26 protein-coding genes and 1 pseudogene are annotated in these 23465 nt (G+C 62.0%); 16 read left to right on the forward strand and 11 right to left on the reverse strand.

The features are described 5' to 3' along the window. Positions 1–3: 3 nt before the first annotated feature. From ACQY1P_RS09755 to ACQY1P_RS09765, 3 genes are all read right to left on the reverse strand, one after another. Positions 4–1020: an acyltransferase family protein gene (locus ACQY1P_RS09755; RefSeq protein ID WP_430256300.1), complete on the reverse strand. Its 1017-nt coding sequence runs from the start codon at positions 1018–1020 to the stop codon at positions 4–6. Positions 1021–1154: 134 nt separating this feature from the next. Beyond that, the gene (locus ACQY1P_RS09760; protein WP_062453480.1) at positions 1155–1577 is read right to left on the reverse strand and encodes a SufE family protein; all 423 of its coding nucleotides are present in this window, start codon (positions 1575–1577) and stop codon (positions 1155–1157) included. A 181-nt stretch (positions 1578–1758) separates the two neighbouring features. Continuing rightward, complete coding sequence (locus ACQY1P_RS09765) at positions 1759–2196, reverse strand: DUF5330 domain-containing protein (protein ID WP_325261409.1); 438 nt, start codon at positions 2194–2196, stop codon at positions 1759–1761. A gap of 456 nt (positions 2197–2652) precedes the next feature. Between ACQY1P_RS09765 and ACQY1P_RS09770 the strand changes: the two genes are divergently transcribed. Continuing rightward, entirely contained in the window at positions 2653–4260 is a 1608-nt protein-coding gene (locus tag ACQY1P_RS09770) for a sensor histidine kinase (RefSeq protein ID WP_430256302.1), read from the forward strand. Further along, a complete protein-coding gene (locus tag ACQY1P_RS09775; RefSeq protein ID WP_430256304.1) occupies positions 4232–5425 on the forward strand; it encodes a peptidoglycan-binding protein in 1194 nt (397 codons plus the stop codon). The genes ACQY1P_RS09770 and ACQY1P_RS09775 overlap by 29 nt, the downstream gene beginning before the upstream one ends. Positions 5426–5456: 31 nt before the next feature. On the opposite strand, the gene ACQY1P_RS09780 is transcribed toward ACQY1P_RS09775, so the two are convergent. After that, positions 5457–5618 carry a Thivi_2564 family membrane protein gene (locus tag ACQY1P_RS09780; protein WP_092662461.1) on the reverse strand — a complete coding sequence of 54 codons (162 nt, stop codon included), beginning with the start codon at positions 5616–5618 and terminating at the stop codon, positions 5457–5459. A gap of 146 nt (positions 5619–5764) precedes the next feature. Here ACQY1P_RS09780 and ACQY1P_RS09785 point away from each other — a divergent pair, with 146 nt between their 5' ends. After that, positions 5765–6115 carry a DUF1491 family protein gene (locus ACQY1P_RS09785; protein WP_092661659.1) on the forward strand — a complete coding sequence of 117 codons (351 nt, stop codon included), beginning with the start codon at positions 5765–5767 and terminating at the stop codon, positions 6113–6115. A gap of 3 nt (positions 6116–6118) precedes the next feature. On the opposite strand, the gene ACQY1P_RS09790 is transcribed toward ACQY1P_RS09785, so the two are convergent. Next, on the reverse strand, positions 6119–7210 hold the full coding sequence (locus ACQY1P_RS09790; protein ID WP_200943537.1) for a DUF2336 domain-containing protein: 1092 nt from the start codon (positions 7208–7210) through the stop codon (positions 6119–6121). A gap of 655 nt (positions 7211–7865) precedes the next feature. Here ACQY1P_RS09790 and ACQY1P_RS09795 point away from each other — a divergent pair. Further along, on the forward strand, positions 7866–8039 hold the full coding sequence (locus tag ACQY1P_RS09795; RefSeq protein ID WP_430256306.1) for a hypothetical protein: 174 nt from the start codon (positions 7866–7868) through the stop codon (positions 8037–8039). A 17-nt stretch (positions 8040–8056) separates the two neighbouring features. Here ACQY1P_RS09795 and ACQY1P_RS09800 read toward each other — a convergent pair whose 3' ends face one another. Both ACQY1P_RS09800 and ACQY1P_RS09805 read right to left on the reverse strand, forming a co-directional pair. Next, positions 8057–8638, reverse strand: a complete 582-nt coding sequence (locus tag ACQY1P_RS09800; RefSeq protein WP_092662465.1) for a DUF1254 domain-containing protein — start codon at positions 8636–8638, stop codon at positions 8057–8059. After that, positions 8635–9219 carry a DUF1214 domain-containing protein gene (locus ACQY1P_RS09805; protein ID WP_325261395.1) on the reverse strand — a complete coding sequence of 195 codons (585 nt, stop codon included), beginning with the start codon at positions 9217–9219 and terminating at the stop codon, positions 8635–8637. Before ACQY1P_RS09805 ends, ACQY1P_RS09800 begins: the two co-directional genes overlap by 4 nt. A 117-nt stretch (positions 9220–9336) precedes the next feature. Here ACQY1P_RS09805 and ACQY1P_RS09810 point away from each other — a divergent pair, with 117 nt between their 5' ends. Together ACQY1P_RS09810 and ACQY1P_RS09815 are read left to right on the forward strand one after the other, a co-directional pair. Then, positions 9337–9621, forward strand: a complete 285-nt coding sequence (locus tag ACQY1P_RS09810; RefSeq protein ID WP_113111216.1) for a type II toxin-antitoxin system RelE/ParE family toxin — start codon at positions 9337–9339, stop codon at positions 9619–9621. Then, the gene (locus ACQY1P_RS09815) at positions 9593–9913 is read left to right on the forward strand and encodes a HigA family addiction module antitoxin (protein WP_184654777.1); all 321 of its coding nucleotides are present in this window, start codon (positions 9593–9595) and stop codon (positions 9911–9913) included. The genes ACQY1P_RS09810 and ACQY1P_RS09815 overlap by 29 nt, the downstream gene beginning before the upstream one ends. Positions 9914–10110: 197 nt before the next feature. Here the strand turns inward: ACQY1P_RS09815 and ACQY1P_RS09820 are convergent. Next, positions 10111–12318 (reverse strand): annotated as a pseudogene (locus ACQY1P_RS09820) (transglycosylase domain-containing protein); the annotation flags it as partial. Between the two features lie 162 nt (positions 12319–12480). On the opposite strand from ACQY1P_RS09820, the gene ACQY1P_RS09825 reads away from it, so the two are divergent. Further along, positions 12481–12948, forward strand: coding sequence for a YcgN family cysteine cluster protein (locus tag ACQY1P_RS09825; protein ID WP_325261390.1), 468 nt, complete (start codon positions 12481–12483; stop codon positions 12946–12948). An 82-nt stretch (positions 12949–13030) separates the two neighbouring features. Here the strand turns inward: ACQY1P_RS09825 and ACQY1P_RS09830 are convergent, their stop codons facing one another. Continuing rightward, on the reverse strand, positions 13031–13837 hold the full coding sequence (locus ACQY1P_RS09830; protein ID WP_325261388.1) for a hypothetical protein: 807 nt from the start codon (positions 13835–13837) through the stop codon (positions 13031–13033). 1 nt (position 13838) lies between these two features. Then, on the reverse strand, positions 13839–14174 hold the full coding sequence (locus tag ACQY1P_RS09835) for a hypothetical protein (protein WP_430256308.1): 336 nt from the start codon (positions 14172–14174) through the stop codon (positions 13839–13841). A 135-nt stretch (positions 14175–14309) separates the two neighbouring features. Between ACQY1P_RS09835 and ACQY1P_RS09840 the strand changes: the two genes are divergently transcribed. The 9 genes from ACQY1P_RS09840 (at position 14310) to ACQY1P_RS09880 (ending at position 21362) form a co-directional block, all read left to right on the forward strand. Continuing rightward, the gene (locus ACQY1P_RS09840) at positions 14310–16784 is read left to right on the forward strand and encodes a heavy metal translocating P-type ATPase (RefSeq protein ID WP_430256310.1); all 2475 of its coding nucleotides are present in this window, start codon (positions 14310–14312) and stop codon (positions 16782–16784) included. Next, positions 16781–17191 (forward strand): Cu(I)-responsive transcriptional regulator, encoded by a 411-nt coding sequence (cueR, locus tag ACQY1P_RS09845; protein ID WP_062453472.1) that lies wholly within the window; start codon positions 16781–16783, stop codon positions 17189–17191. The genes ACQY1P_RS09840 and cueR overlap by 4 nt, the downstream gene beginning before the upstream one ends. Before the next feature lie 15 nt (positions 17192–17206). Continuing rightward, positions 17207–17407 (forward strand): heavy-metal-associated domain-containing protein, encoded by a 201-nt coding sequence (locus ACQY1P_RS09850; protein ID WP_062453471.1) that lies wholly within the window; start codon positions 17207–17209, stop codon positions 17405–17407. Between the two features lie 44 nt (positions 17408–17451). Next, complete coding sequence (locus ACQY1P_RS09855; protein ID WP_062453470.1) at positions 17452–18417, forward strand: magnesium and cobalt transport protein CorA; 966 nt, start codon at positions 17452–17454, stop codon at positions 18415–18417. Positions 18418–18501: 84 nt separating this feature from the next. Further along, positions 18502–18699, forward strand: coding sequence for a hypothetical protein (locus ACQY1P_RS09860; RefSeq protein ID WP_062453469.1), 198 nt, complete (start codon positions 18502–18504; stop codon positions 18697–18699). Between the two features lie 88 nt (positions 18700–18787). Next, positions 18788–19123 (forward strand): hypothetical protein, encoded by a 336-nt coding sequence (locus ACQY1P_RS09865; RefSeq protein ID WP_062453468.1) that lies wholly within the window; start codon positions 18788–18790, stop codon positions 19121–19123. Positions 19124–19525: 402 nt separating this feature from the next. Further along, positions 19526–19726 carry a hypothetical protein gene (locus ACQY1P_RS09870; protein WP_062453467.1) on the forward strand — a complete coding sequence of 67 codons (201 nt, stop codon included), beginning with the start codon at positions 19526–19528 and terminating at the stop codon, positions 19724–19726. A gap of 113 nt (positions 19727–19839) precedes the next feature. Then, positions 19840–20121 (forward strand): metal-sensing transcriptional repressor, encoded by a 282-nt coding sequence (locus ACQY1P_RS09875; RefSeq protein ID WP_430256312.1) that lies wholly within the window; start codon positions 19840–19842, stop codon positions 20119–20121. A gap of 26 nt (positions 20122–20147) precedes the next feature. Next, complete coding sequence (locus tag ACQY1P_RS09880) at positions 20148–21362, forward strand: nickel/cobalt efflux transporter (protein ID WP_430256314.1); 1215 nt, start codon at positions 20148–20150, stop codon at positions 21360–21362. Positions 21363–21386: 24 nt separating this feature from the next. Here the strand turns inward: ACQY1P_RS09880 and ACQY1P_RS09885 are convergent, their stop codons facing one another. Further along, positions 21387–23306, reverse strand: coding sequence for a diguanylate cyclase (locus ACQY1P_RS09885; RefSeq protein WP_184654784.1), 1920 nt, complete (start codon positions 23304–23306; stop codon positions 21387–21389). Between the last annotated feature and the right edge of the window lie 159 nt (positions 23307–23465).

Here is a 23465-nt window from a genome sequence, read left to right on the forward strand (position 1 = left end):
ACGTCAGACCGCAGCTATGGCCTGGCGCCTGCGAAACAGGTTGAGGCCGTTGATGTATTTCCGGGCCGGCTGCTCCACCCCGTAGAAGCTCACAAGCGTTGCCACAAACATCGCGGCGACAAGGATAGGCGTCGCCCACCAGGGAGCGATCTCTGCCACCTTGTAAAAGGGCTGCTTCCACAGATAGAGCGAATAGGACCAGATGCCGATCATGGCGAGCGGCTGGAACGACAGGGCGCCGAGCGCTGCCTTTGGCGCCAAATCGATCGTGTTGATGGCAAAGGCGAGAAGCAGCGTCCCGACCGTATAGCGGGCCATATCCGGCGCCGGCAGGATCCACAGCGACAGGCCCAGGATGGCGGCGACAATGGGAGCCGCAGCCGGGACGCGAACCTTGTCGATGAGCACGAACAGCGCCACCGAGGCAAAGATCGAGGCCATCCGCACATCGCTCAGCCAGTACACGCTCATGGCGCCCGGTTCGGCGAGACTGGTTCGGATCGCACCGTTTGCCATTGCGGCGATGGCAATTGCCAGGCTGACGAAAGCCGCAGCCCTCGCATTGCGGATGACGATGACGACGAGAAGGGCGAGCAGAACATAACTGTGTTCCTCGACCGACAGCGACCAGACATGCCCCAGCACCGACGACGTGTGGGTCCAGGCCTCGTAATAGTTCGTGGTGAAGGTGATCGCCGCGAGATAGGCGGAGGGCTCCAGCAGGAGATGCGGCGGCGCGCCAGCAAGCCCGCCGACGACGGAGACGGCGAGCATCGCCGTGGCAAACACCAGGAGCGCCGGATAGATGCGGGAGAACCGACGCTGGAAGAAGGTCGGAATGTCGGTCTTGCGGACGAGCAGAATATCGGCCATCAGCCGTCCGCTCAAGACGAAGAAGAGTTCGACGCCGAGTGAACCGAAGGGCAGAAGCCCGCCTGAGAAATGGTCGGCGATCACAAACAGGATCGCGATGCCGCGCCATCCGTCCAGGTATGCGATACGGTTTGCCTGGTCCTGCATCCTGCTGCCCTGTGGTTGCTTTTAAACAAGCGAGTAGAGCATCAGTATAACAACGAGGATCGGCAGTCCTTCACGTCCGGGTGAGCGGGACTACTATCGTGTGACAGGGTTAATACCGGAAATCCGTGTCTTGATCAGGCGGCCTGCATGATCACCGCTTCCTGACGGATGCGCTTGACCATCGAGCGCAGGCCATTCGCGCGCTGTGCCGAAAGATGCTCCACAAGGCCAATCTTGTCGAACACCTCGATCGCATCCGTGGAGGCGATTTCAGACGCATGCTTGCCGGAATAGACCGACAGCACGATTGCGACGAGCCCGCGCACGATATGCGCATCGCTGTCGCCCTCGAACGTCATCACGGGGTCGGCGCTGTCATCGCTGCCGTGGCTGACGACCCAGACCTGGCTGGCGCAGCCCTGTACCTTGTTTTCCGCAGTCTTCTTGTCGTCGGAAAGGTCGGGCATGGCCTTGCCGAGTTCGATCACATAGCGATAGCGGTCCTCCCACTCTTCGAGATAGGCAAAATCGTCGATGATCTGTTCGATGCTGGCCATGGCGTGCGGTCCCGTTTGGCCTTCATATAGGCGGTCACAGCCTCGATTAAAGCAAAAAAATCGCCGTGAGGATGTTGGTCCTCACGGCGTCAGCAACATGCTGATGAGAGTTAAGGCAGTCCGGCACCGGGAACCGTGGCACGAGACCCGGTGCAAGCTTTGAAATTCGTTGGAGAAGCGGTCAGAGCGTCGGGCGCTTGAGCGGCACCGGAATGTTGCGGGGGATCGTGCCGGTCGCAACCTGCTCGCCGCGGGGGGTCTCGATGCTGATGTCGGAAAGCGAACCTGATGGCATCGGGGTGGCTTCTGGGTCGGCCTTCATGGCAAGCTTCGGCTGGCCATCGCCGAACTGCTTGTCGAGAAGCTCGTAGGCGACGCGGGCACCTTCCTTGGCGCGGACACCAAGTACGGCGAGGGTGTCGGCGCCCTTTTCGCAGACTTCGGGACGTTCGCTGCAGATCGCACTGATATACTGATAGGCGCCGCTTGCGGCGGACACCGCGTCGGCCACCTGGAGCGGCGAAATGTTGGCGTCATCGGAGGCCGGTTCGGCGCCGAAATAGGACAGCACCACGAGCACGGCTGCGAAGAACACACTTCCCTTGATCAGAAACCACATCGTCTTGGTCCACCTGTTTTGCCCGTTTTCGGGCGTGCCGGCTAAGCTCCAGTCGTCTGGCTTGCCTGTTCCGGTCTTGGCGTCAATCTAGCCGCGGGGAGCGAACATCGCTTTGACGGGTTCGCTCGGGTTTTCGGCAAATTCGATTAAAATGCGACCTTTCCTTGCTCGGGCGGCGGGGTGGACGGATGCTTCCGGACAATTTTAACAAACCGGATTAAGCATAAATGGGGCGGCCCGCCCACGCGCCAAGGGTTGTCGGTCCGCCGATCTGCCCCAATGGTTAATGTATCAGGAAAAATCAAACCAATTCCGACGCTTACGCCCTGTTAACCACAATCAGAAAACAAGCCGTGGATGTGTGCCAAAGCCGGAAAACGGGGCCCTGGACGGGGCTGCGGAAGCCTGTCTTTATAGTTTCCTTAAGCGCACGAGCCCTATTGTGAAGCCTCGAATATGAGACTGAGTAGGTTTTGCGTGCGCGTATTGAGTGACATTGCCGAGAGGGCGGTTCTGCTGGTTGACGGGGCTGCATCCCGTTGGCTGCGACGCATCGGCGAGGGCGAAACCGTCTCTGCCGCGGCCGTCGCGTCGCTGCGCCGGCTTGCCTTTTGCGGTGGCGTCGCCTTCGTTGCCGTGCCGGCTCTTCTCTCCGTCTTTATGAAGCCGGCACTGGCTCTGCCGCTTGGCGCAACCGTCGTTTCGGCGCTCTTCCTGATTCTCGCAGCGCTTGCCTTTGCATGGCCCCGCAACGTCGCCCGGCCGGTCGCCAACGCGCCAGCCGTCGATGATATCGCCTTTCATGCCTGCCCCGGTCTCGCCCTCATCGTCGATCCGCAGGGACGGGTGGTCAAGCTTGGCGGTCGCGACCACGCCGCGTTTCCGGACAAGCTGAAAGCCGGCCTTGGCGAAATGCTGGCCGAAATCGTCCATGTGTCCGATCGTCTGGCGCTTCTTCAGGCCGTCGATACGCTGCGCCAGGGTGGCCGCAACGCAATCGTCGACATCCGTGTCGAACGTCCCTTCAGCGCCGTCGGCGGCCGGCAGTTCCTGCATATGTCGTTCGACATGTCGGCCATCCGCGACGGCGAAGGCGAACTTATCCAGATCTTCGTCCAGGCGCTCGATCGCAGTGCCGAAGAGCGCCTGCGGGTCGAAGCCGAAAATCGCACGATCGAGGCGCAGTCGGCCCATGAGGCGAAGTCGCGCTTCCTCGCCGCCGTCAGCCACGAGCTGCGCACCCCGCTCAATGCCATCCTCGGCTTTTCCGATGTTCTGGCCGGCGAATATTTCGGCAAGCTCGCCAATGACCGCCAGCGTGAATATGTCGGCCTCATCCGCCAGTCGGGCGGCCACCTCCTGTCGGTCGTCACCACCATGCTCGACATGTCGAAGATCGAGGCCGGCCGTTACGAGCTGCTCGCCGAACCCTTCCATATCAGCGAAGCGGTCGAAGCCTGCCGTGCGATGCTCGATCACTCGGCTCGCGAAAAGGGCGTCACGCTGACGGCGCGCACCAACCGCAACCTTGCCGAAGTGGTGGCCGATCGTCGCGCTCTCCAGCAGGTTCTGATCAACCTTGCCGGCAACGCCATCAAGTTCACGCCGGCTGGCGGCGTCGTCTCGATCGATGCCACCGTTGTGGCCGGCAAGCTTGTGATCACGGTCAGCGATACCGGTATCGGCATCGCCGCAGACAAGCTTGCGACGATTGGCCAGCCGTTTACGCAGATCGAAAACGATTTGAGCCGCCAGTATGAAGGCACGGGTCTCGGCCTGTCGCTGGTCAAGGGCCTGATCGCCCTGCACGGCGGCCGCTTCACGATCGAAAGCCGTCTCGGCGAGGGGACCGTCGTCACGATCGCCCTGCCAGCCGATGGGTCCGGCATCGAAGGCGCAGCCGTGGATGACGGTGAGGAGAGGGTGGAATTTCCGCCGCGCCTCATGATATCCAACAAGCCAGGCACGAATAAGCAGCAAGCCCACATCGCCCCCGAAATACTTACGACCATGATGGACGAAGAGGATTTTACCGATGGCCCCGCGAAAGCGAAAATCGCCTGAGAGGCGCAAACCGGCAAAACGGCCGGCGCTTGCCCTTCGCGCGGTGACCGCGACGGGGGGGCTTGTTGGTGGCGTGGTGGGCGGCGTCCTGACACGCCATCCGCGTCCTGTGTTGGGCGCGGCAGGCTTTGTCGTTCTGTTCAGTTTCGTCGCCGCCAATGCGCTCTGGTATCAGCCGGGCGGACATCCGTCGCCCTTCCTTGCCACACGCGATCCGAAAGACCCGAACGCCATCGCCGGCTACCGGCCTTACAAGCGCATGCCGGCAGAAGACGTCACCACGTTCCGCATCGAACGGTCCGGCGATGCCAAGCCCGTCATCGAACCGGTCGAACAGCCTGCCGAGCAGACCGCTGTCCAACCGGCTCCAATGCCGGCTCCAATGCCGGCACCCATGCAGGCTCCCGCTGTCGATCCGATCACGACGCTCATCACCGCAGCACCGCCGGTCCCCGGTTCCGACGAGGATCGTGAGCTGGTTGCCGAAATCCAGCGTGAGCTGACGAAGCGCGGTCTCTATGACGGGTCCGATGACGGCGTTACCGGTCCGCGCACCCAGTCCGCCATAGTGCAGTATCAGCAGCGCATGGGGCTGGCGCAATCCGGAGAGGCCGGCAGCGATCTGCTGGCGGCGCTGAAGGCGGAACGCAAGCCCTCGACCGGCTCGCCCTCGAGCGCTGCCGTGCATGTCCCCGTACCCCAGCCATCAGTCGTTGCAAAACCCGCGGCTGACGAGACGGCCCGCGTGCAGCCAAAGCCGATGGCGCAGCCGAAGACGGTGCCTGCGAACCGGCCGGCCGAAAATATCAGTCTGAAGAGTGAAGACCCGGTGGCGGCGGCGATCCGCTCGTCCGAAACCGGAGGTTCGCGGTCGGGCCAGATCCGCATCCCGCCCGCGGATATTCCGACTGGCGGATTGCGTCCGTCGCCTGCGGTCGCGAAGTCGAACGCCGTCATGACGGCGGATATCCCGGCGCCGAAGCTCGTGCTGCAGATCCAGCGTGGGCTGCAGAACATTGCCTATTCGGATGTCGAAGTGGATGGGGTTGCCGGTGCACAGACGAAGGCGGCGATACGCCGTTTCGAAAAGCATTACCGCTTGCCGGAGACCGGTGAACCAAGCGAAGCGGTTTTGAAGAAACTGAAGGCGATCGGCGCGCTCTAAGCCTGAAGCCGCAAGCGCGCCGGGTCGGTTGTTAGAATACGGCCAGATACTTCAGCAGCGCGATGATGCCGATGATCAGAACGATAACCTGGATGATCTGCTTGATCCGTGCTTCGAGCGGCAGGCGCGCGACAAGATAAAGTACGAGGACGATCACGAGGAAGGTGATCAGAATGCTGATAAGAACGCTCAAGGCCCACTCCTTTTTGGCAAAAATGCGGTAGTGGGGTGGGAAATATGACAGCGGTGCCAAAAGGAAAGGGTTGCCAAGCCTTTACCCTCACTTTCTTTTGATTATTTTCGCTTAACGATGCCGTCCGCAGCCGCTATGACGCTGTAATGCGCCTTAAAACCCACATATTTGTCTCCGCCCTGACCCGCCGCGTCTTTGCCATGGGCGACTACGCAGCGGTTGAGAAAAAGGGTGCCGAGGAGGCTGGTGCCATCTTCATCCGCCAACGCTTTCGCGATGGCACCGAAACGCTTTATGCGCCGGCACCGCAAAACTTCTTTGACGACGAGGACGATGGCGGGCGCAAGTTCGAACGGCGTCTGGTGCGGGCAGAGCCCGATACGGTGCGCGAGACGATCGATCGCGAAAAGCGCTTCGACCCGGATCTCTGGGTGGTCGAGATCGAGGTGGACGAGATCGGCGACCTGATCGAGGTCGTCAGCGCCGATGCTCGATAGGCCTTACCGGCCGCGGCCGGCGCGTCTCATGCTGGCCGATGTACGGAATGGCCGCTCGGCCTCTTCGGTCGCGTGGGGGGCAGGGGCCTCGACGGGTTGCGCAACCGGTCGCTCCGCATAGGTATAGCCGTCGGCCCGGCGCCAGGCTTCGAGCCTTCGTCCGCATTCGTCGATATCGAGAACCAGCCACATGGCCGTCGCCCGGCTTGCACCGTCAAGCTGTTCGTGTGCGAGGTGACCGTAGAACCTTTCCAGCACGAAGACGGCTTCCGCTTCGTCCATGAACAGACCCTTGAGCGTCGTCGCCAGCTGCTGGCCGGAGATATCGAGCATGATCCGTTGTGCGAGCCAGCGGCTGGCCGACAGCGCGTCTGCCAGAACGCCGGCAAACAGCGTCGCCTCGCGGGCACGGGCAAATCGGACCAGAAGGGCGGCATGCGTTTCGCTGAGCTGCCGCAGACCCTGCCGGTCGTCGCTCTGGCGTTCCATATGGCCGGCCAGAAGCTTGATGCGGCGGCGCAGCTCCTCTTCGCGCGCAGCCCGGGCTTCCTCGGGCAGCAGAAAGTCGTCTTCGGCCTTTGGGGTTTCGACCGGCGTGTCTGCCGGGGGTTCGACCACGGTCGACATGGCCTCGATCGCGGCAGCGGGAAGCTCGCGCCGTTCGGTGATCGGCCTTGCGATCGTATCATAGCGCATGCCGACCAGCGCATCGATGACGATCGGCGACAGGCTTTCGCGCTTGGCGATCGCGCGGGCGTGGTTGACGCCCTGGCTGCGGGCGATGGTGATCAGCGCATCGTTGGAAAGGCAGGGCGAGGCAATCAGGAAGGGTGCGGCGACCGCGATCGGCTGGCTTCCGATAAAAAAGGCGACGGCCGGCGGAATGGCGGGTGATTGCGAAAGGGCTGCCACCGCATCGCGGCGGGCTTCTTCCGAAGAGGCGGCAAACAGCGGTGCGAACAGCTCGGCGAACTGTCTCAGTTCGGAGCGGGAAGGACGCGACAGGCTTTCGAAGCTCGTGACGGTGGCCATCAACACCACATCCTTTTTTCGCATGGCTTGTGGCCTCTCAAGGTCTCGAAACTCGTTGGTCACGGGCAACTCTCATCTACGCAATACATGTCCGAAACGCGTGATGCCGCCGGGGTAAACACGCGCCCCGGTGCATCTCATCTACCTGTGCCTGGGGAACTCCCCGGAGCATATTCCGCCGGATGCAGCTGTCTCTCGCGCCGCGCCTGTCGGTTTCGCCTTGGTTTACCAGATGCTAACGCTTTGAGGGTTAACGGTCAGTGAAAGCGGCTCGTTTTGGCGCACCGATGACCGCTCGAAAACGACAAAATCGTGCCGTTCGAAGACTGTGAAGTTTGAATGACGCGGTGAACAAAGATGCCGTTTTGGCGTTCATCAGCCTGATACCAGCATACGTCGATATCAACTGCCATATTAGAATTAACTCACTGTTAATCCACGTCTGGCTGTATTGGTCTGTAACCGGGCCGTAGCATCCGGTTTTATAAGCGTCGGGGCACCCTGAAAGCCCGTAAGACTGGGTAGATGGCCCGAAGGCTCGCATAACGACCGTGAGGTCGCTTTTCTAAGGTAATGTCGCTGCGCCGCGATTGGGCGCTCTGACGAGAAGGACGCGGATGTTCCTGCCGTATCAGGCAGGTCGCGTCAGCCCCGAAAGGGCAGGGTGAGATATCTTCGTCTTCATCCGTCTCGAATTCGTAAAGTCACGGAGACGAGCATGGCAGAGATCGTGATACTGAACAAATGGCGTGACCAGCATGGCCGCAAGCCGCAGATCCGCATCGGCGAAGCCGATCCCGGCGAAGTGGTGCTGTTTAGCGGCGTGCGCTACGAGCGTTTCGACGACCGGATGGACCGCAAGGCCGAAAACCACGCCGTCCGCGCCGAGTAGGCCGGTACGAAACGGACCTAGAAGCGGCTTCTGCCGCGCCACTGGAACGCGCCACAATCCGCGTCCTTCAGAAACTGTGTGGCTGCCTCAGAAAAACTCGCCTGCGGCGTCAGCGCCCGCAGCACTGCATAGCCTTCGCCCGACTGGCTTTCAACAAGGATCGACTGGCTGATTCCGGTGGGCAGGCTTTTGCGCAGCATCGTCATCTGCGTCGGCGTCGCGATCACTACATCCAGCATGCCGCCCGGCGACGTTCGGTCGTTGATGCTGAACACCTCGTTGGACGCCCCGTCATAGATCCCGAGCGACCAGAACGGCAGGCCGGTATTTTCAGCCGTCAGCCTGACCGGGCCTTCCGATACGTCAAAACCGCAGACAGCGGTCTCCACGAAGGGATCGTCCTTGGAAAGACCGGCCCGGTCCGCCGTTTCGGTCAGTCGGTAGAACCGTTGCGTTTCGCCTTCCTTCAGCACCCGCGTATAGGCATCGTTTTCCGAAAAATGCGGCAGTGCGAGCACGATGATCAAATGCAGCAGTGCTGCCCCGACCAGTCCCGCCGCGACAGCAAATGCCAGACCTGTGAAAAACCGCCGGATCATGGGCCGCATCCGATCTTTTCAATGAGCGGCATGGCAAGGTCGATCAGTCCGGAACTGCCCGCGGTCGGCGTGTCGAACAGGGTGAGGACGAGCCTGAAGTCCCCGCTTTGTGTGAGAGCCAGCCAGTTGCCGGACTTGGCCGTCGGCGATGCGGTGATTTCGAACTCGCCATTCGGCTGGCGCAGCGTGATGCGCGAATTGAGCGCCTGCGGCAAATCCGACGACAGCGAGGGTGCAGCAGCCCCGGGCGCCTGCGCAAACAGCGTCCAGAACCGTGCCTGCGGCGTGTGACCCCGGATCCTGTAGGAGCAGCTTGCCACAAGCCGCTCGCCTGTCATGTCGGTCGTCGCGGTAAAGGTCAGGCCTTCGGCACTGGCGTAGAGAAGCTTGCCGGCATTGGCCCGGTGCGATTTGGCATAAGGGTCTGCATCGGCCGTCTGCGCCTGCGGAAACGCCTCCCAAGGCCCGATCCGGAGCACCCCGAACCCGGTCGTCGCATCAAGCGCCAGCCGGGTCGACCAGATCCCGCCGCCGAATGCGATGGCAAGTGCAACGGCGATGAGGAAGGGAATACGGAACACGGGATTGGCTTTGTGTCTTTTTGGAGCGTTCGCGAAGGGTTAGCATTGTTTGGCGGGAAGGGGGAAGGGCCTCGCGTGGCATATTGATTGCTATGACGGCATACGTTATGGTTCCGCATGATCAAAGATTTTGCAGATCGTGAGACCGAACGGATCTGGGACGGCCTGCGAAGCCGCAGGCTACCGGGAGATATTCAGTCACCCGCATTGCGGAAACTGCGTCTGCTCAATCAGGCGCGTGTGCTGTTGGATCTGAACGTGCCGCCTGGAAATCGTCTCGAGGCGCTGCGCGGGAACCGAGCAGGGCAACATTCGATACGCATCAACGATCAGTGGCGCATATGTTTCATTTGGACTGACGGAGGCCCCGAACATGTTGAAATCGTCGACTACCACAGCTGATGCTGAATGGCTGCCGAACCCGCATCCCGGCGAGATTCTTCTGGAGGATTTCTTAAAGCCGATGCAGCTTAGCCAGAACGGGCTTGCCCGTGCCGTCGGTGTTCCACCCCGGCGCATCAACGAGATCGTGCTTGGCAAGCGCTCGATCACAGCCGATACGGATCTCCGTCTGGCACGCTATTTCGGCATGTCGGAAGGCGTCTTTCTCGGCCTGCAGGCTGATTACGAGCTTCTTCGCCGCCGCCGCGAACTCGGAGATGAGCTCGAGCGGATCACCCCGCGCGCTGCCTGAGGCTAACCTACCTAGCGCCGCACTTCCAGATTGATCGGCGTCACCTTTGCCGTCGACTGTTTCGGCTGATGCCGGGTCGATATCGAGCCCGTCACGGGACCGGCTTCCGGCACCGACGCCTTGTCGCTTTGGGTAGCGGCGCCCTGGACCTTGTCACCCTGAACAGAGGTTGCCTGTCCGTCGACAGCTGGCTTGCCGGCATCGGCGACCTTGGGGCCGCCCGCTGTAAGCGGTGGAGCCTCGGACAGCGCCTTGCCGATCTGCTTGAGCGTTCTGGTGGCTTCGGCCGAAAGCGAGCGCGGTCTCTGCAGCGGCGGCAGGGCATTCTCGCCTTCCTTCGCTTTCGCAATTTCCTGGCTCTTCTTGTCGCTCTTGTGGTCGCCGTTCGGCAGTGGGTTTTCGATGCCGGGAATGGGTTTCAGCTCGATCCCCTGATGGGCGTAGTCCATCAGCACCTTGAAGGTCATCGCCGGAAGCGAGCCGCCGGTCATGTTGTTCATCGAGGTGAAGTCGTCGTTCCCGAACCACACCGCCGTCGTGTAATTGCCGGTAAAGCCGATAAACCAGGCGTCGCGATAGCTCTGCGACGTGCCGGTCTTGCCGCCGGTGACGATGCCACCATCGAGTGCCGCGCGCCGCGCCGTGCCCTGATAGGGGATCGTCGTCAGGATGCGGTTCATCGATGAGGTCGCCTGTTCGGACAGAACCCGCTTCGCCGGCACCTCGTCGCGGCCGAAATCGTAGAGAATGTTGCCGCCGTAGCCCAGAACCTGCTCGATTCCGTGGCGATGCGATTGCACGCCGCCGGCCGGCATCACCGCATAGGCGGTGGCCTGGTCGAGTACCGTTACCTCGGACGTGCCGAGCGGGATCGTCTTGTCGCTTCTGAGCGGCGTCTCGACACCAAAAGCCTTTGCGGTGTTGACGATGACGTCGGTGCCGAGCACATCCTTGGCAAGCCGGACAGGCACCGTGTTGAGCGATTGCTGCATGGCGCTCATCAGGGTGACCTTGCCCTTGTAGGAGCGACCGTAATTCTGCGGCGACCAGCCCCGCCAGGTGATCGGAGCGTCGGAGATCACCGACTCCGGCTTGTATCCGTGCTCCATCGCGGCGGAGTAGGTATAAAGCTTGAACGACGAGCCCGGTTGTCTCAGCGCCTTGGTGGCACGGTTGAACTGGCTCTCGCCATAGTCGCGGCCGCCGACCATGGCGCGCACGCCGCCGCCGTTTTCGATCATCACCATGGCGCCCTGCTTCACCTTGAAGCTGTCGCCGTATTCGCGAAGGCTGGTTTCCATCGCGGCATCGGCTGCCTGCTGCAGGCCCATGTCGATCGTGGTCCTGACCACCATCGAATGCTCGCGGATCTTGCCGGCCTTGGCCAGCCGCTGCACCTCGTCGAAGGCCCAGTCGAGGAAATAGTCTGGCGACTTGACCTCGGCGCGGTCGATCGCGGTTGCCGGCGTGCGGCGTGCTGCGATCACCTGGCCCTCCGACATCAGGCCTGACTGTACAAGGTTGGACAGAACGTCGTTGGCGCGGGCACGCGCGGCGGGCAGGTTCACATGCGGCGCATATTTCGCCGGTGCCTTGAACAGGCCGGCCAGCATCGCGCTTTCCGCAAGGCTGACTTCGGTAATGTTCTTGCCAAAATAGAATTGGCTTGCCGCGGCTGCCCCGAACGTGCCGCCGCCCATATAGGCGCGGTCGAGATAGAGCGACAGGATCTCTTTCTTCGAAAGGTTCGCCTCCAGCCACATGGCCAGAAACGCTTCCTTGATCTTGCGCTCGATCGACCGTTCGTTGGTGAGGAACAGGTTCTTCGCCAGCTGCTGGGTGAGAGTCGATCCGCCCTGGACGACGCCGCCGGCCTTGGCGTTTTCGGAAAGCGCGCGGCCGAGGCCGATGAAGTCGATCCCGTAGTGATCGAAGAAGCGGCGGTCCTCGGTCGCCAGCACCGCCTTGATCAGGTGGTCGGGCAGTTGCTCGATCGGAACCGAGCCTTCATGGATGATGCCGCGATGGCCGATGACGTTGCCGTAGCGGTCGAGAAAGGTGACGGCGAAATCGCCCCGGTTGCGCCAGTCTTCCTTGGTTTCTTCAAAGGCTGGCTGGGCAAGCGCCAGAAGCGCAACGCAACCGACCGTGCCGAGCGTCATAGCCTCGCCGGCAAGCTCGAAACCAAGCTTTTTCAAGCCTGTAACGCGGAACCGCCGGAAGAAGATGGTGATCTCTTCCCAGACTTCGCCGGCCCGGAAACCGAGGTTCCAGACAGTGGAATCGATCCAGCTGTCGATCCGCAGGAGGATGTGGCGCTTCTTGCGCGAGGAGCCGGAGCGCTCTTGCTTAACCGGTGATTTCGGATGGTCCTGCACTGGAAGTTCCTGCCCCATTTCCCCCATCGCCCGATGAGAAACGCTTGACGCCGACCCCCCGGAGGGATCAAAGGCATGAGCGTCTCACCGTTATTCAGCATTAGCTGACAAAAGGTTTATGCGCGATAGAGAATCCGCAACAGGGTAAAGGCGGCAGGGGAAAATTGGTCCCCATCCGCGACAGATATGATGATGGAAGACGCATTCTGGAAAACCAAGACGCTTGAGGATCTGTCCCAGCAGGAGTGGGAAAGCCTGTGCGATGGCTGCGGGCTCTGCTGTCTCAACAAGCTCGAGGATTACGACACGGGCGAGGTGGCTTTCACCTCGGTTGCCTGCCGGCTTCTCGACGGCACGAGCTGCCAGTGCAAGGACTATCCCAACCGCCAGGCGACCGTTCCGGAATGCATCCAGCTGACGCCGGCCCAGGTGGACGAAATCCCCTGGCTGCCGCCGACCTGCGGCTACCGGCTGGTGCGCGACGGCCATGATCTTTACTGGTGGCACCCGCTGATCTCAGGCGATCCGGAAACGGTTCACCAGGCCGGCATCTCGGCCCGCGGCCGCACGATCAGCGAAGAAGAGGTCGATGTCGAGGATTTCGAGGACTATCTGATCGACTGGCCACTGCATGTCGGCGACGCACGGCGGGGCTAGGGAGGAGAGCCTCGGGATCTCCCCAAGCGCAACTGGTTCTTTTGTGGTCGGGACAGAATGCACCGGGCGGCAGATGCGTTGATCAGGTCTTTCGCCAGGGAAAGTCCTCGCCCGGAAAACCTGGCGGAATTTCGGGTTCCGTCGTTGCCTTTCGGATCGTGTAGGGGCGATCCCCACCCACTTCCACCGGAGTCCCGGCCGCATCGACCGCCAGCAGCCCGACGAGATCGGCCGGTGCGCTGCGGACATAGATCTCGGCTCTATCAATGGCCTGTTGCAGGAGTTCGCGGATAACGTCAGCGCCAAGAGCGTCGGAGATTCCCTTGACGGACTGGTAGTCGGTCGAAGCAACCGACAATCCCTTGTGGCGGATCTCGTCCGTGATGCGAACCGGCGAATAGTGTGGCGGTTTTCCCGCTGCTGCCATGACGAGCGGACCGAGCGCGCAGAAGCGTTCAGCGATCAGAATGAGATCCACGTAGTCGCGGGCCTTGCGTCGGGTGGAGGCCGCTAGAACCTTGTTAACGGCAAGATCGGCCTGATGCAGTCGCATCCCCCATTCGGGGTCGTCCACAAGGGGGAAAAAGCGCTGTCGCGTCTCGCTCATCCACTGGATCAGGGTTGCCTCGCCGGCACAGCTGACGGTTGCCTCGACGCAGCCATAGATGAACACGTCGATTGCCACATGGAAGCCATGGCACCGCAGCGCCTCGATGTCGCGCGTGGCGATTTCGCCGATTTCCTCGTCCGTATCGTGGAAGATGTCGATGTCGTCCGACTGACGCGGCCAGTCGCGGTTAAGCAGCAGGCCACCGGCCAGATAGCTGGTTTCGGATCGATTGCCGGCAATGACGGCGAGGATGGCTTTCTGCAGGTCGGTGGGAGCCACGTCACTCGTCCAGTTCAGCAATTAGCTTTCGCCCGAGGGCAAAGGCGCGGGCGTCGCCGCGTTCCATCAAGGCGTTGGCAATGACACGGGCTCGGTCCGTGAGGGTGTGCAACCGGTCGAGGTCGATGTTGTCGAGGATGCGCAACCGGTAAAGCGTGACGGCCTGATCGCAGAGCGCCTGTATCCTGCCTCTTTTATCTCGGTGCGCATCACGCATCGCTGCAGCGCTTGCGAGTATATCCTGCCGTTGCGACGCTGGGACCAGCACTTCGACCCGGACAAGATGCGCTGCACCTCCGCTTTCGCGATATCGCTTAATTCTGTCGCGCACCGGCATAGCGAACTCCCTTCATCGTAGAATAAGCGTATCCCGGATACGGTACAAGCATCCGCCAGAGCTAAATACCCGGCTGGCCCTTGACCTTCCCATGATGGGAAGCCCTACATGTGGTTGCGAAGAGGATAGCGACCCATGAACCAGATTATTCGCCCCATCCATCGCCCCGAACCGATCACCGTGCCCGTCGAGGGCATGACCTGTGCCTCCTGCGTGCGCCGGGTGGAAACCGCGGCGGCCAAAGTGGCGGGCGTCGAGAAAAGCGCTGTCAACTTTGCAACGAAGAAGCTCACGGTCGAGACGGGTGTGGGGTTTGATCCGGAGACGCTGGAGGCGGCTGTCCGCAAGATGGGCTACGAGATCCCCGACGGCGCGATGGCTCTTGCGCTGCGGGAAGCGGGTTTTGACGCGGGCTCTGATCGTCACCCGGCGTTGAAGCATGCGGAGACGAGCGCGCAGGCTGATCATACCCATGCTGATCATACCGGGGCCGCCCATTCTCAAGCCGAGGATCCGCATCCGACGCATGAAAACGCCGCTCACGACCATGCCCACATGCATCGCGGAGAAGCGGGTGTCCTGAAGCGTGATCTCGCCATTGCGGCGGTGCTGACATTGCCGCTGTTCGTGCTGGAGATGACGGGTCACGTCTACGCGCCGTTCCATCACTGGCTGATGGAAGTCATCGACACGCAGAACCTCCACTACCTCTACTTCGTGCTGGCAACGGTGGTGATTTTCGGACCGGGTCTTCGGTTCCTGAAGCTTGGTCTGCCGGCCCTGTTGCGGGGCCATCCGGAGATGAATTCGCTGGTCGCGGTGGGCGTTCTTGCCGCCTACGGTTATTCGGTGTTTGCGACCTTCGCGCCCGGCCTGCTGCCGGAAAGCGCGCGCTTTGTCTATTATGAAGCCGCCGCCGTCATCGTGACGCTGATCCTGTTCGGCCGCCTGCTGGAGGCGCGTGCCACAGGCCGCACCGGCGAGGCAATCGAGAAACTGGCCGGTCTGCAGGCGAAAACCGCGCGGGTCGAACGGAGCGGGGCGGTCGTCGATATTCCCTCGTCCGAGGTCGTGGTCGGCGATATCGTCGGGATCCGTCCCGGCGAACGTCTGCCGGTCGATGGCACCGTGATCGACGGGCAATCGAATGTTGATGAATCGATGATCACAGGTGAGCCGCTGCCGGTCGAGAAGATGGCGGGCGCGTCCGTCACCGCCGGAACGGTCAACCGCACCGGCTCCTTCCGTTTCCGCGCCGAAAAGGTCGGCCGCGATACGGCGCTTGCCGGCATCATCCGGCTGGTGGAACAGGCGCAGGGCGCCAAACTGCCGATCCAGACGTTGGTGGACAAGGTGACTGCGTGGTTCGTGCCGGCCGTGATGCTTCTGGCGGTCGTTACATTCGTCGTCTGGTTCCTGGTGGGACCGGAGCCGCGGCTGTCGCATGCGCTGGTGGCGGCGGTGGCGGTGCTGATCATTGCCTGCCCCTGCGCCATGGGTCTCGCCGTCCCGGTCTCGATCGTCGTCGGGGCGGGCAGGGCGGCGGGCATCGGCGTGCTCTTCCGCAAGGGCGATGCGCTGCAGGCGCTGTCGGATGTGGATCTCGTCGTGTTCGACAAGACCGGCACGGTCACGATGGGACGGCCGCAGCTGACGGATCTGGATGTCGTGGACGGGTTTTCGGAAGACGAGGTTCTGCGCCTCACCGTCGCCGTCGAGCGTCGCTCCGAACACCCGATTGCGGATGCGATCGTCAAGGCGGCGGAGGCGAAGGGTCTGGTCTTGGCCGAGACCGAGGATTTCCGCTCCGTCACCGGCTACGGCATCAGTGCCCGCGTCGATGGCCGGGACATTTCGGTCGGCGCCGACAGGTTCATGGACAAGCTCGCCATTTCGGTCGCACCACTGGAACAGACGGCCGCCCGGTTGGCCGGCGAGGGCAAGTCGCCGCTCTATACCGCGATAGACGGTCGTCTGGCGGCGGTGATTGCCGTTGCCGATCCGCTGAAGCCATCGAGCGTTCAGGCCATCAAGGCGCTGCGGGCGATGGGCATCGAGGTTGCCATGGTGACCGGCGACAACCGTCGCACCGCACAAGCGATTGCAGCCCAGGTGGGGATCGATACGGTCGTTGCCGAAGTTCTGCCCGAGGGCAAGGTGAAGGCGCTGGATGACCTGCGGAAGGGGAGCGGTTCCGCCGCCGTGTCCTCGCCACAGGCGACTTCGCCTCGGCCGCGCCGGATCGCCTTTGTCGGCGACGGTATCAACGATGCGCCGGCGCTGGCGCATGCGGATGTCGGCATTGCCATCGGCACCGGTACGGATGTGGCGATCGAGAGCGCCGATGTGGTGCTGGTCGGCGGCGATCTGACCGGCGTGGTGTCGGCGATTGCCATCAGCCGGGAAACGATGCGCAATATCAGGCAGAACCTGTTCTGGGCGTTCGGCTATAACGTGGCGCTGATCCCGCTCGCCGCCGGTGTGTTCTATCCCTTGCTCGGATTGACGCTTTCGCCGATGCTGGGCGCTGCCGCCATGGCGCTGTCGAGCACGTTCGTGCTTGGCAATGCGCTGCGATTGAAAACCGTCGCACTGGGAGAGAAAGCGTGAATATCGGCGAGGCCGCACAGGCATCCGGCGTTTCGGCCAAGATGATCCGCTATTACGAGGAGATCGGCCTGATTACGCCGGCCGCCCGCACCGGCAACAATTACCGGACCTATGGCGGCGATCAGGTGCATGTGCTGCGCTTCATCAAGCGCGCCCGCTCGCTAGGTTTTTCGCTGGAGGAAACGCAGGCGCTACTCAAACTGTGGCAGGACCGCAGCCGCGAGAGCGCCGCCGTCAAGGACATCGCCACCACCCATATCGACGATCTTGAGCGGCGCATCGCGGAGATGCAGGGCATGGTCAAGACGTTGAAGCACCTTGCTCATTGCTGCGGCGGAAACGACCGTCCCGACTGCCCGATCCTCGACGACCTTGCCGGTTCCGCGTCACCGGCGCATACAGATTGAAGAAGGAGACCTGAGATGACCGTGATCTTCACCGTGCCGGACATGACCTGCGGCCACTGCGAAAAGACCCTGCGAAACGCTCTCGCCGAAGCGCTGCCGGATGCACCCGTGTCGATTGATCTTGTCACGCATACGGTGATGGTGGGTGGCGACGAGGCAAAGGCCGCGCAAGCGATCCGTGACGCGGGTTATTCGCCGGAACGGGCCAAGGCCTAGTACGTTATCGGCGTCGCAGACCATACTCCATCGCAGAGCATACCATGACAGTTGTCGCTTCCTATGTGTACCGCAACGGAAAACGTGCCGAGGCGGTGCCTGTCGATGGGCCGGCGCCGAGACTGTCCGGTCAGGATTTCGTCTGGATCGGCCTGCACGAGCCGTCACCGGACGAGCTGCATGCGCTGGCCGAAACCTATGAGCTGCACCCTCTCGCGGTCGAAGACGCCATCAACGCCCATCAGGTGCCCAAGGTGGAAGCCTATGGCGAACAGCTGTTCGTGGTGGCAAAGACCGCCCATCTGGAAGGCGAGAAATTCAAGTATGGCGAGACGGCGATCTTCGTCGGAAGGCGCCACATCATCACCGTCCGGCACGGCTCGGCCCGCAACCATGCCGCCATCCGGGCACAGCTCGAAGCCTCGCCGCAGCTTCTCTCCAAGGGGCCTGACTACGTCCTGCACGGGATCATCGATTTCATCGCCGACGGCTATCTGCCGCTGGTGCAAACGATCGAGGACAAGGTGCTGGAAATGGAGCAGAAGATGCTCGCGAACTTTCTCGAACGCGAGCAGATCCGCCGTCTCTTCCGCCTGCGCCGTCAGCTGATCCTGTTCGGGCGTATCCTGGGCCCGATGTCGGAAGTGGCGGGCAAGCTAGTCAATCTCGACCTTCCCTGCCTCGACCGGGACGCCAAGCCGTTCTTCCGTGACGTGCTCGATCATATCCGAAGGGTCGAAGGCATGGTGGGCGGACTTCGCGAAGTCATCACCTCGGTCTTTGAAGCCTCGAACCTTCTGGAACAGCAGCGCCAGGGCGTCATCACCAGGCAGCTGGCTGCCTGGGCCGCCATTCTTGCGGTGCCGACGGCCATCGCCGGCATCTACGGCATGAATTTCGAGAACATGCCGGAATTGAAGACCGAATACGGCTATCCCGCCGTGCTGGTTGCGATCGTCCTTCTCTGCAGCATCCTTTTCTACCGGTTCCGGAAGTCCGGCTGGTTGTAGTTGCAACCAAGCAAGGGAACTCTCGAGCCGGCGTCGAGTTGGTTCGGTCAGAAAGATGAAACCCTTGCTACGGAGAACCCCGCCATGGTCGACCAGACCCCGATGATCCTGCTGGCCGTTGTCTTGCTTGCCGGTATTGGCACGCTCGGATTTTTAATCCTGCGCCGCTGGAAGACCAAGCGCATTCCCAAAGCGCACGATCTGCCCGAGGTCGCCAACCGGCGCTGGCTGCGACGCGAAGCGCGCAATGCGCAGTCGCTCATCGACAAACGGGTTCCATAAAAGCGCGGTTCCTCACGGGAATTTGAGATGAAACCAATTTGTGCCCGGCCGGTTAACACCCTGTAGGGATACGAAAAGGAATTCAAAAATGATCAAGACATTGACAGTTGTTGCCGCACTTTCGTTTGGCCTATCCTCTGCAGCATTTGCGCAGACGAGCTATGATATGAACGGTTCGGCCAACCGCGCGGACGTCCAGCAGAACATGAGCGGTGCCGGCGGCAACATCCCGCCGAAGCCAGCCGCATCGGGTACTGTAGACCCCTATTCGACAGGCAGCGTTACCCCGGGCTCGGCAGTCGGTTCGACCGGCGCCTACGGTAGCCGCGCAGGCTGCGCACCGGGCGGTGAGCCAGGCGATGCTGCAAACTCCGGCAACCTGCCGAACCTGACGGGCGAAACTGCCCAGGGTACCGGTTGCTGATTAAACAATGACGGTAGCGGTTGGACGGGTCTTACCCCCGTCTGATCGAGCCTGATCAGAGGTCCTCGGTGAAAGCCGCAGGACCTTTTTTCATGACAAAAGGTTCGCAGTCACAACCAAGGTCGTAGATTGAATGCTGGGAAAACTGGGAAATCAAAAGGACGGCCAGCGTGATCTCGCGGCAGCGACGTGACGTCAATCGGCCACCCGACCCCGTTCTAAAGATAACGGCAGTCGCGTCCTTTCGCGCTTTTGGCAGACCGCAGCCGTCAAGTCCATTGCAAATTTGGCAACACGGGCCCGACATTCCTGCATGAACATCGGTCATTGCAGGGGATCGTGCGAAAAGCTATTCGTCTGGCCTGAACGCATTGGCCGGGAGACACGACAATCATCAAGATCATGGTATTGCTTCACAGCGCCAACGGCCTCGAATGGCAGTCTCCGCCCAAGGGCACCAGCTTGAAGACGCTGAGCGAAGCCGAAGAGCAGGGCTTCATCACCATCCGCGGCGAGTTCCAGAAACGCCAGTTCCGGCTGACCGAGATGGGTTTCGAATATATCCAGCGTGACAAGCGGCGTCTGGAAGCGCGCCGGTCGTAAGCCAGGCTAACGCCACAACGCTCGCAGCCTCCACCCAGAAAGCTGGAGGAAGCCGTCTGAAAGCAGTTCTGAAGATGCTTGCCTTATCCCCTCCAGGGGGATAGGATTGGCTCATGACAGAACACGAGCACGTCCACGAAAGTCATCCTGAAATCGTCAAGCGGCTGAAACGGGCTGAGGGACATCTCAAAAGTGTGATCGCCATGATCGAGGGCGGCAGGCCGTGTCTCGACATCGCCCAGCAGCTGCATGCGGTGGAAAAGGCGATCACCAATGCCAAGCGCACCCTGATCCAGGACCATCTGGACCACTGTCTCGAAGACACGATCGGCGCGCTCGATCGGGAGAAGCGCCACTCCATCGACGAGTTCAAGTCGATCACCAAATACCTTTGAGACCTAAATACCCGTGAGATATTCCCATGCCTGATTTTGCCGACCTCCTGCAGCAGGGATCTGCCCATGCCTGGCTGTTTGTTCCAAGCGCCATCCTGCTTGGGGCCTTGCACGGCTTGGAGCCGGGCCATTCGAAGACGATGATGGCAGCCTTTATCGTTGCGGTGAGGGGGACGGTCACGCAGGCGGTGCTGCTCGGTCTTGCCGCGACGATCTCGCACACGATCGTCGTGTGGGGCATCGCCTTTGCGGGCATGTATCTCTGGCAGGGCATGGATGCCGAGGCTTCCGAACCCTATTTCCAGCTTGTCTCCGCGGCGGTCATCATTGCGATCGCACTCTGGATGCTGTGGCGAACATGGCAGGATCAGCAGATGGGAAAGGCCGCTGCCGGCCACGGGCATGATGGCTCGCATGGGCATGACGGTCATCACGGCCACCACGGTGGCCATGGCCACGACGGTCATCACGGCGCCCATGACCACGGTTCAGCACAGGGGCATGCCGCAGGCAACGGTGACGTCAGGCGGGTCGATACCGGGCACGGCGTCGTCACGCTCGAAATCTTCGAGGACGGCGTTGCGCCTGTCTGGCGTTTTCGCTCCGAGCGCGGCCACGGCTGGACGGCGTCCGATGTCGTCGTCACGACACAGCGCCCGGATGGATCGCGGCAGGCCTTCGTCTTTGCCGATCAGGGCGGATATCTGCAGTCGACCACGGACATTCCCGAGCCGCATGCGTTCGTCGCAAGCCTGAGCCTTGGCCACGGCAACCATACCCATGACTACGACCTGTCCTTCACGGAAGGCCACGACCATGACCACGACGAGATGCAGGGGCTAGACGTGGCGACGGACGGGTATCAGGATGCCCATGAAATGGCGCATGCCAACGACATTCGTCGCCGGTTCACCGACCGCAAGGTGACCACATGGCAGATCGTTCTGTTCGGTCTGACCGGAGGTCTCATCCCGTGCCCGGCCGCCATCACGGTTCTGCTTCTCTGCCTGCAGCTCAAGGAGTTCACGCTCGGCTTCGTTCTGGTCATGTGCTTTTCCATCGGCCTTGCAATCACGCTGGTGACCGTCGGGGCCGTTGCTGCGCTGAGCGTGCGTCACGCCACGTCGCGCTGGAGCTGGTTTTCGACGGTTGCCCGTCGCGCTCCCTACGTCTCCAGCCTCCTCATCATCGCCGTCGGCCTCTATGTCGGCATCCACGGCTGGCAGGGACTGCCGGCGTAAGGGGCGTCGCGGATTGGGCGGGGCTTAGCTCCCCGCCACCTCCACCCGGTTTCGGCCTGCGGCCTTGGCGTTGTAGAGGGCTTCGTCGGCGCGCTTGAAGAGGGCTTGCGAGGTTGTCACGAGGTCCTGGCCGGGGGTGAGCGTGGCGAGGCCGACGCTGATCGTGGCGCGGTTGGAGGGTGGGTTTCTGCCGTGTTCCAGGCCGATCTCTTCGACGCCCACGCGGATGCTTTCGGCGATGGCATGCGCGGCCTTCGCGTCGGTTGCGGCGAGCAGCACCGCCACTTCCTCGCCGCCATAGCGGGCGCAGACATCGCCGGGGCGGATGACGGTTGACCGTACCACCTGTGCGATCGCGCGCAGGCATTCGTCGCCGGCCGCGTGGCCATAGGTGTCGTTGAAAAGCTTGAAACGGTCGGCGTCGATCATCAGCAGCGACAGCGGCGTCATCGAACGGTTCGCCGCAGTGACCATCGCTTCGAACCGCGCGTTGAAGAAGCGCCGGTTGGCAAGCCTTGTCAGGTCGTCGGTATTGGCGAGAAGATCGAGCTCGTCCTGTGCGCGCTTGTGGCGGCTGACATCGCGGGTGATCGCAACCACCCGCGGCGCCTGGGCCGGATGCGAAGCCGGCAGACGGCTCATCGCCGTTTCCAGCCATACTTCCTCGCCGTCGGGCTTGACGTGGCGGATCAGGAATTTCTCATGACCAGGCCCACTGCCGAGCCGCTCCGTTGCCTGGCGCACCAGGAATTCGGTATCTTCGGCCATGCCGGCAAAGATGCTGCGGCCGATCAGGTCCTCTGGCTCGAGCCCGAGGATGCCGATCGAGGAGGGCGAGACATATTCGCGGATGCCGTGTTCATCGAACCGGGTGATGAGGTCGCTGGAGGATTCAGCGAGCAGGCGGAACTCCGCTTCGCGCGCGGCGACCAGCGCTTCGCGCTCCTGGCGCAACTGCATCTGGCGGCGCCAGTAGACCGTGGCGAACCCGGCCGCGATGAGAAGGATCGCCGCATAGATCCAGCGCGTCCTCGCGGTCGACGCCCAGGAGATCAGCACCTGCCATTCCGATGCGGCCGCGAGCGCCACCAAGCCGGTCAGTTGGCTCTGGTGAAAGCCACCCGCCCGCGCCGTCTGGTCGATCGGTGACTGGTAATGAAAGGCGCCGACGCGGGTCTGGCGGACATGGGCAAACAGATCGCTCTTGGACATGTCCTGACCGAGAATGCTGTCGGCCATCGGCGCGCGGGCGAGAACCACGCCATCTCCGCGAACGAGCAGGAAAGAGGCATCGGACCCGATATCGTAGCGGCTGAAGAAATTGACGAAATGGTTGACCTTGATGGTGGAGACCACAACCCCGCCGAACGTGCCGTCCGGTAAAATCACCTTCTGCGAGATCGGCAGGACCCAGGTCTGGGTCAGCCGGCTGAGGATGGGCTTTCCGAGGACCGGGAGCGGGAAGGGGCTGGCCTTGTGGAATTTGAAATAGTCGCGGTCCTGATAGGAGACCCCGGCGGGGCGTGTTGCCGACGAGGTCGCAACCATCTGGCCATCGGCATTGAGATAGGAGAGCGTATCGAGTGTGGGCGACGCACTGAGCTGGCGCTTCATCAGCGCGTCGATCGCCTGGGCGAGATCGGCCTCGCCGTCTTTCTCCTCGATCTTGGAGATCAGGCTTGCGAGCGGCAGCCGCGACATTTCCACCACGTCGTCGGCATGCTGGGTAATTGCTTCGGCCGTCTGTTCCAGTGCCGCTTCGACCCGTGCGACCTGTGTCTTCCAGTTGGAATATTCCGCCCAGCCGAAAAGTGCCAGAAACGCACCGAAGCCCAATACCGCCGCAGGTGTCGCCAGAGCTGGGCCAAGGCCGTGTCTGGTGCGTCGGCCTAGCCCTTTGCGGTTCTCGGGGTCTGCCCCGCGAGACGATGGGGAAAACGGCATGCGCAGAAACTTCCGAAAATAGTCAAAACACGAAACTGCAACCCGGCTGATTCACGTCGCGCGCGACGTCATCGGCAGGACCACGGGCAAAGAGCCGACAAGTCCCGTCTAATACAGGAAAGTTAAGCGAACCTCTCGCAACGGGAGCCTGATCCTGCC

The sequence above is a fragment of the Neorhizobium sp. DAR64872/K0K18 genome (genome assembly GCF_050500175.1).
Taxonomy (GTDB): domain Bacteria; phylum Pseudomonadota; class Alphaproteobacteria; order Rhizobiales; family Rhizobiaceae; genus Neorhizobium; species Neorhizobium soli.

Coding starts and splice junctions, on each gene's coding strand:
- ACQY1P_RS09755 (WP_430256300.1), bottom strand. CDS start 1,020: ATGCAGGACCAGGCAAACCGTATCGCATACCTGGACGGATGGCGCGGC.
- ACQY1P_RS09870 (WP_062453467.1), top strand. CDS start 19,526: ATGGTATTGCTTCACAGCGCCAACGGCCTCGAATGGCAGTCTCCGCCC.
- ACQY1P_RS09810 (WP_113111216.1), top strand. CDS start 9,337: ATGATCAAAGATTTTGCAGATCGTGAGACCGAACGGATCTGGGACGGC.
- ACQY1P_RS09835 (WP_430256308.1), bottom strand. CDS start 14,174: ATGCCGGTGCGCGACAGAATTAAGCGATATCGCGAAAGCGGAGGTGCA.
- ACQY1P_RS09865 (WP_062453468.1), top strand. CDS start 18,788: ATGATCAAGACATTGACAGTTGTTGCCGCACTTTCGTTTGGCCTATCC.
- ACQY1P_RS09815 (WP_184654777.1), top strand. CDS start 9,593: ATGTTGAAATCGTCGACTACCACAGCTGATGCTGAATGGCTGCCGAAC.
- ACQY1P_RS09875 (WP_430256312.1), top strand. CDS start 19,840: ATGACAGAACACGAGCACGTCCACGAAAGTCATCCTGAAATCGTCAAG.
- ACQY1P_RS09860 (WP_062453469.1), top strand. CDS start 18,502: ATGGTCGACCAGACCCCGATGATCCTGCTGGCCGTTGTCTTGCTTGCC.
- ACQY1P_RS09770 (WP_430256302.1), top strand. CDS start 2,653: ATGAGACTGAGTAGGTTTTGCGTGCGCGTATTGAGTGACATTGCCGAG.
- ACQY1P_RS09795 (WP_430256306.1), top strand. CDS start 7,866: ATGGCAGAGATCGTGATACTGAACAAATGGCGTGACCAGCATGGCCGC.
- ACQY1P_RS09760 (WP_062453480.1), bottom strand. CDS start 1,577: ATGGCCAGCATCGAACAGATCATCGACGATTTTGCCTATCTCGAAGAG.
- ACQY1P_RS09785 (WP_092661659.1), top strand. CDS start 5,765: ATGCGCCTTAAAACCCACATATTTGTCTCCGCCCTGACCCGCCGCGTC.
- ACQY1P_RS09885 (WP_184654784.1), bottom strand. CDS start 23,306: ATGCCGTTTTCCCCATCGTCTCGCGGGGCAGACCCCGAGAACCGCAAA.
- ACQY1P_RS09880 (WP_430256314.1), top strand. CDS start 20,148: ATGCCTGATTTTGCCGACCTCCTGCAGCAGGGATCTGCCCATGCCTGG.
- ACQY1P_RS09765 (WP_325261409.1), bottom strand. CDS start 2,196: ATGTGGTTTCTGATCAAGGGAAGTGTGTTCTTCGCAGCCGTGCTCGTG.
- ACQY1P_RS09855 (WP_062453470.1), top strand. CDS start 17,452: ATGACAGTTGTCGCTTCCTATGTGTACCGCAACGGAAAACGTGCCGAG.
- ACQY1P_RS09850 (WP_062453471.1), top strand. CDS start 17,207: ATGACCGTGATCTTCACCGTGCCGGACATGACCTGCGGCCACTGCGAA.
- ACQY1P_RS09800 (WP_092662465.1), bottom strand. CDS start 8,638: ATGATCCGGCGGTTTTTCACAGGTCTGGCATTTGCTGTCGCGGCGGGA.
- ACQY1P_RS09840 (WP_430256310.1), top strand. CDS start 14,310: ATGAACCAGATTATTCGCCCCATCCATCGCCCCGAACCGATCACCGTG.
- ACQY1P_RS09775 (WP_430256304.1), top strand. CDS start 4,232: ATGGCCCCGCGAAAGCGAAAATCGCCTGAGAGGCGCAAACCGGCAAAA.
- ACQY1P_RS09825 (WP_325261390.1), top strand. CDS start 12,481: ATGATGGAAGACGCATTCTGGAAAACCAAGACGCTTGAGGATCTGTCC.